The organism is Anaerococcus lactolyticus ATCC 51172, from assembly GCF_000156575.1.
Taxonomy (GTDB): Bacteria; Bacillota; Clostridia; order Tissierellales; family Peptoniphilaceae; genus Anaerococcus; species Anaerococcus lactolyticus.
In genome coordinates this window covers 1-241 of record NZ_GG666139.1, presented here as the reverse complement: position 1 = coordinate 241, position 241 = coordinate 1, and the positions used below count along the sequence as shown (strand labels likewise).

1 protein-coding gene is annotated in these 241 nt (G+C 62.7%); it reads left to right on the top strand.

All coding sequences use genetic code 11. The annotated features are described in order from the left end of the window. Window positions 1-241 (top strand): glycosyltransferase family protein (locus HMPREF0072_RS11555; protein WP_211204242.1); only part of this gene is annotated, 241 nt, incomplete at both ends.

The following is a 241-nucleotide window of genomic DNA, read 5'->3' as shown; positions in this document are numbered from 1 at the left end:
CGGATGTGATGATCGGCATCGACGCTCCCGACTTCACCCTCGGCGTCGAACACAAGCTGCGCCAGGCTGGCCTGCGCACCGTGCATTACGTCAGCCCTTCGGTATGGGCCTGGCGGCAGAAGCGGGTGCTGAAGATTCGCGAAGCCTGCGACCTGATGCTGGCATTGTTCCCCTTCGAAGCACGTTTCTACGAAGAGCATGGGGTGCCTGTGCGTTTCGTCGGCCACCCCCTGGCCAACAC